At 58.8% G+C, this 5,906-nt stretch carries 1 protein-coding gene and 4 pseudogenes; 2 read left to right on the top strand and 3 right to left on the bottom strand.

All coding sequences use genetic code 11. The features are described 5' to 3' along the window. A pseudogene (locus AC1D17_RS27385) lies at nucleotides 1–704 on the top strand (aldehyde dehydrogenase family protein); the annotation flags it as partial. 381 nt (nucleotides 705–1,085) lie between these two features. Here the strand turns inward: AC1D17_RS27385 and AC1D17_RS27380 are convergent. Next, nucleotides 1,086–1,481 (bottom strand): annotated as a pseudogene (locus tag AC1D17_RS27380) (Rossmann-fold NAD(P)-binding domain-containing protein); the annotation flags it as partial. Between the two features lie 45 nt (nucleotides 1,482–1,526). Further along, nucleotides 1,527–4,325, bottom strand: a pseudogene (locus AC1D17_RS27375) (Tn3 family transposase). Between the two features lie 154 nt (nucleotides 4,326–4,479). Here AC1D17_RS27375 and AC1D17_RS27370 point away from each other — a divergent pair. Beyond that, a complete protein-coding gene (locus tag AC1D17_RS27370; protein WP_477568396.1) occupies nucleotides 4,480–4,869 on the top strand; it encodes a hypothetical protein in 390 nt (129 codons plus the stop codon). A gap of 378 nt (nucleotides 4,870–5,247) precedes the next feature. Here the strand turns inward: AC1D17_RS27370 and AC1D17_RS27365 are convergent. After that, nucleotides 5,248–5,805 (bottom strand): annotated as a pseudogene (locus AC1D17_RS27365) (ABC transporter ATP-binding protein); the annotation flags it as partial. Nucleotides 5,806–5,906: the final 101 nt, after the last annotated feature.

The raw sequence follows: 5,906 nt of genomic DNA, 5'->3' as shown, positions 1-5,906 counted from the left end.
GTTCGGACCAGATGAAGCGGATCAGTTTCGAGCCCTTCATCGTCTTTGACGATGCCGACATCGACGCCGCCGTCGATGGGGCGATACAGGCCAAGTTTCGAAATGCTGGCCAGACCTGTATCTCCGCCAATCGCCTTTATGTTCAGTCGGATGTCTACGATGAGTTTGCCGAGAAGTTCACCGAACGGGTGCGCACGCTGAAGGTCGGAGACGGCTTTGAGCCGGATGTGACTGTCGGTCCCCTCATCGACCAACACGCCCTGGCAAAGATTGAAGCTCATATTAGTGACGCTGTCGGGAAAGGAGCAAGGATCCGCTGTGGCGGGCGGCGGGTCGGGACATTCGGAACGTTCTTCGAACCGACGGTGATCACGAATGTCTTCAGCACGATGCGTCTGGCTTAGGAAGAAACCTTCGGGCCGCTTGCGCCGATCATCCGCTTCGACGATCCGGACCATGTCGTGAGGGAAGCCAATGACACGATTTACGGCCTCGCCGCCTACTTCTATGCCTCCAATCTCAAGCGGGTCTGGCGCGTCGCTGAGGCCCTGGAATATGGCATGATCGGGATCAACACTGGCCGTATGTCGTCGGAAGCAGCCCCTTTTGGTGGAATCAAGCAATCGGACATTGGACGAGAAGGCTCCCGGCATGGGCTCGAGGATTATCTCGAAATGAAGTACCTCTGCATGGGCGGGCTTTAGCGCCAGGAGGGCGGCACGGGCAGGGTACCGAAGCTTCTTGCGCTCGCAAAAAATTGGCTGCCGTCAGGATATGACCGACGGCAGCCCAGTCGCTTGGGAGGCGCTTTTGGTGTGCAGCTGTCACGCAACGATAGGCGGTGCCAGGACCCCGACCGAAACCATCATACGCCCCACTGACTGACGCATGGCGACGTTCCGGGCGCAAATAATACGTAAGACTGCAATATTGACGGCGGAAACGCAGTTTCGCGCCATTTCGACGGGATGCTCTTCGGGGCATTTGGAGCCGAGAGGGTTTTTTATCCGTCTCCGCTGTTCAATAGGGACAAGGCGTGCAGTTCTGCCTTGGCAAAGCCCGGTGGCCAATTGATCGATATCGGATCAGATACCGATTGCCTCATAGGCTTCCGCGACCTGCCGAATGGAGGCGACATAGGCGGCGGTCCGATAGTCACCGAGTTCCGGTTGCTTCTCAAGAAGATCGCCGATGCGGGCCCAGGTGTTGCGCATGACGTCTTCGAGGCCCGAACGGACGAGGTCGATCTCGGCGCCTTCAAGGAATTCGTCGCGAATGTCGGCCGGAAACTCCTTGCCGGTCATCCGCTCGAGCGCTGTGGCAAGCGTCTGGTTGCGCCGCTCGCGCCGCCGACGTTCCATCAGCCCAAACGGAATATGCGTCAGGTTCTTCACCCACTCGAAATAGCTGACGACCACACCGCCAGCATTGACATACAGATCGGGAAGAATGATCACACCAAGGGAGCGAAGGATCTTGTCGGGGTCGGTTCCGGCTGGGGGCGGAATCGTACGTTAGCGAACCTCCTACGGTTTCGGCCACCTATATTCGCCCGTGAGCAGGATGTGAGCCCATCCGAGTGGAGAGATGTGAGCAAGAAGCTCCGGAGGCACATCGAGACCTGCTTGTTGGCGACTGATGATGGCATGACCGAGATGAACGCTATTCCACAAGATGACGATTGCGGCGAGCAGATTGAGACCGGCCATGCGATAGTGCTGCCCCTCCGTAGTCCGGTCGCGGATTTCGCCTTGGCGCCCAACGCGCAGAGCATTCTTGAGGGCATGGTGTGCCTCGCCCTTGTTGAGGCCAATACGGGCGCGCCGTTGCATGTCGATATCGAGGATCCACTCGATGATGAAGAGCGTGCGTTCGATCCGCCCGACTTCCCGGAGCGCCAGCGCCAGATCGTGTCGTCGCGGATATGAGGCGAATTTGCGCAGGAGTTGGCTGGGCGGCATGATGCCGGCAACCATGGTGGCGGCGCTTCGTAAGATATCGGGCCGGTTCTGGAAAATGGTATCTTCGCGAATTTTACCGCCGACCAGCCCACGCAGTTCCTGCGGTGTGCCGGTTGGATTGAATACGTAGAAGCGCTTGGATGGCAGATCTCGGATGTGAGGGATGAATTGGTATCCCAGGATTGAAGCCGCAGCGAAGACATGATCGGTGAATCCGCCGGTATCCGCATATTGCTCGCGAATGCGTTGCCCGGTTTCGTTCATGAGCAGACCGTCGAGAATGTAAGGTGCTTCGCTCACCGTCGCGGGAATGAGCTGGGTGGCAAACGGGGCATACTGGTCGGAGAGATGCGTGTAGGCCTTCAGGCCGGGCTCGGTACCATATTTGGCGTTGATCAGATTCATGGCCTCTCCTTGCCGTGCAGCCGGAAAGAATTGGCCATCGCTGGAGGCAGTTTCACCCAGCCCCCAGAATTGGGATATGGGCAATCGCCCCTGGGCAGCGACGACCATGGCCAAGGCTTGATTGATGGCGTCGCTTTCAACATGCCAGCGCGACACGCGCGACAATTGCCAGTAATCATGGGTGTTCGAGGCTTCCGCCATCTTTCTCAGTCCGAGGTTGAGTCCTTCGGCGAGCAGCACGTTCAGCAGGCCTATCCTGTCGTTACAGGGCGCTCCGGTCCGCAAGTGGGTGAAGGCGTCGCCAAAGCCAGTTGCCGCATCGACTTCAAGAAGGATATCGGTGATCCGCACCTCGGGAATGCGCCGGTAGAGATCGAGGATGAGTTCCTCGGCATCTTGGGGCACTGCTGCGGCCAAGCGCTCGATCCTCAAGGTGCCATCTTCGATGCTGCCCTTCGGGATGGTGCCGGTGCGAACGGCGTTGGCGAGCCGCTTCAGCCCCTGCGTCATGCGAGCTTTTCGATCGGCGAGCCAGGTTTCGGGCTCAAAGGGGATGGCCAGTCTGGCCGTCGCCTTTGCGGCAGTTATGGGCACCAGAGTGTCTCTCAGATCGGCATAGCGGCGAGAAGAGGTGAGCCAGATGTCCGCCGAACGAAAGGCATCCCTCAGATGAAACAGCACCGCTACTTCCCATAATCGGCGGTCCTTGCGCGCCGTATTGAGATGGCGGCTCCTTTTGGAAGTTGGCCGAACAGCAGTGAGGGACAGTCCAGGCCGTTTCGAATCACCGCCGCTGCCGCCATGAGGGGTTCGGCCACAGGAGTGGCTTGAATGTCCAAACACCGCAACATGCGCGGCGCATAACGGCGGAACCGATTATAGCCCTGCGCGACATGAGAGAGCGGATCGGCGGCCATTGTATCGGTGAGTTGCGCTGCGGTGGCGACAAGCTTTTCCAGTTCGGACCAACCGGGCGATATAGTGATTGCCTTTTCCAGAGACCTGCCATCGTTATGCGCTTCAAGCACCGCGGAGCCGAGACTGGAAAAAGCCCGCAATGTATTGGTGACGGCAGCCTTGGCATCCGCTGCCATCACAAAGTCTCTTCGCCTCCCGCCATGTCTTGCCGACGATCCGGTCGTGGGTCTCCACGAGCGTATCGGCGATGGCGGCCCTCCATTCTACGACACAGACGGCAAGAATAGCCAAGCGCCGGTCCGTGCTAACATCGAGCAAGCCGTCGGTGAAGTAACGTTCACCTTGCCGGCGAAGACGGGTAATACGATGGGGTGGCGTTCCGGCCAGCACTTGGGCATCGAGGTCAAGCCTCTGCAGAAATTCAAGCCTGTCGAGCAGGTGGTTGGCGTCGGCCGAATTGTTACCGATCTCAAATTTGCGGATCCAAACGAAACGGCTAACATGACCTTCGACCCGCCGTTCGGCCTCCACCAGAGCGTCGGCGCATAACCGTTCGATGGTCGAAACGCCCGGCAGAATAATCTGAATCCGGCGGCATTGTTCGATGGATCGCTGAGCAAGGTCCTCATTGGAGCGGGCATCTTCGGCCTGGCCATGAAGCCAGTCCCGCAATTCTCCTGCAACGCGGCCTGTGAAACTCCTGTAGCCATAGATGGCACGGAGCTCCAAAAGATGCTCGCGCCGGGTCTCTTCGCGGATGGCATAGCCATCGAGATCGTCTATTTGCATGCTAAGCTGGGCCGCGATGAATTTGACCATTTCTGCCGGAATGGTGTCGTCTGCCGTCAAAAGCCGGCCTGGGTACCGAAATGCGCACAGTTGCAGCGCAAAGCCGAGGCGATTGCGGGCTTTGCGCCGGGTGCGGATATGTTCGATATCGTCATCCGCCAGGGTATAGTGCTTGAGCAGAGAAGCTTCGTCGGTTGGCAGGTCAAGCAGGGACGACCGCTGGCGCGCCGTCAAAACAATTCGCCTCGGCATATCCTATATCTCGCTATCTATGTGTGCGTGTCCGAAAGGGATCCCTTTGTGGCAAGGAAAATTAAACGGGCGGCCAGTTCTATGATGCCGGCGATGGGGAGATTTCGGGTGCCTGGTGAAAGCCACGTAGGCCGGGAAAGACCAGAAATGTACCGTGACCGTCCGGCGCCGGAGAAGCAGCAATGACGGGGGCAGGCAGGATCAGCCTTGCGCCGGATTACTAGCGCAACACGGGATCGCGGCCGAGCGGCTTCCAATCGATGACTGGGTCGATCAGGTTGCCCGTCTCTCGGACGCCGAGGTTCCGTCCGATCCGATGATGGACCTGGTTTTCACCTTGCAGCGCAAGGGCATCGTCACTGACCGGCAGGCGGCTGATCTCTATGGTGACTACATTCGTGAGAGCTGGCCTGTCGTTGCCCTCGACTATGTGCCGATAAGCACCTGGCTTGCCAGGTCTCTCGCGCTGGCGCGAGAGCTTGGCCCGTTTGCGGCCGGCGACCACAAGCGTGAAACCGATGAAATGTGGGGCGAGAAAGACTAAGCGCCCCTCTGGGATTCACCGTCCTGATCGTATGAGAGATAGGCTTGAAACTCGTTCGATGGCACCAATGAGCCTCCAGTTGTCCAGCTGACGTGTGTCGCCTGAGAAAGGTCTTCCCTCGAGAAAAGTGTGACACCGGCGAGGCGAGATGGTCCGGCCAGTGCCGTTGCAGCGGAAGGCTCAACGTCGATACCACAGACGGAATGCAGCCGACGAAGCCAGTCGAAGGCTTCCGCATCGCCAATGGTGTAAATGCCGGCCAACGGTCTGCGAGTAGAGGCGCGACAAACATCGAAGCCGCTGCCACAGCGAGGCCATCGAGTTCCGTGCGGTTGGTCAGTGCGATGTCATAGACGGAGACCGCCTTGCCAGGCCCGCTCAGCCAGCAACGCAGCCGAGCGACGGTAGAGCGGCTTCGCGCGTGAAGCCTTCACTCGCCTTGATCAGTGATCGGGTATATTCGTTCGAAGCTTTTCCAAGTCGCAACGCTGCCGAGCTTGTCTCTTCCACGACCTCGCCATGGCGCATCACGAGCAGGCGCTCGCATAAATGTGCAACGACGGCGAGATCATGGCTCACCAGAATGTATGTCAATCCCAACTGCTGTCGTAAGTCATCGAGCAGGTTCAGGATCTCAGCTTGCACCGAGGCATCCAGCGCGGAAGTCGGTTCATCCAGGAGCAGAACCTTTGGACGCAAGATCAATGCGCGGGCAATGGCGATACGCTGTCGCTGTCCGCCCGAGAGCTGATGCGGATAGCGGAAGCGGAAGGTGGGGCTCAGTCCAACTTCTTTAAGGGCCTGAAGAACGCGGCCGTCATCCCTTTCGCCATGAATCGCGAGCGGTTCGGAGAGCGTGCGATTCACTGTATGGCGGGGGTGCAGTGAGGCATACGGATCTTGAAAGACCATCTGGACCGTGCGGTAGATCCCTTTCGCCATGAATCGCGAGCGGTTCGGAGAGCGTGCGATTCACTGTATGGCGGGGGTGCAGTGAGGCATACGGATCTTGAAAGACCATCTGGACCGTGCGGTAG

Source organism: Pararhizobium sp. P1_E7 (assembly GCF_056405855.1).
Note: the sequence above shows the minus strand (reverse complement) of the source record. Positions and strands in the feature narration are given on the sequence as shown.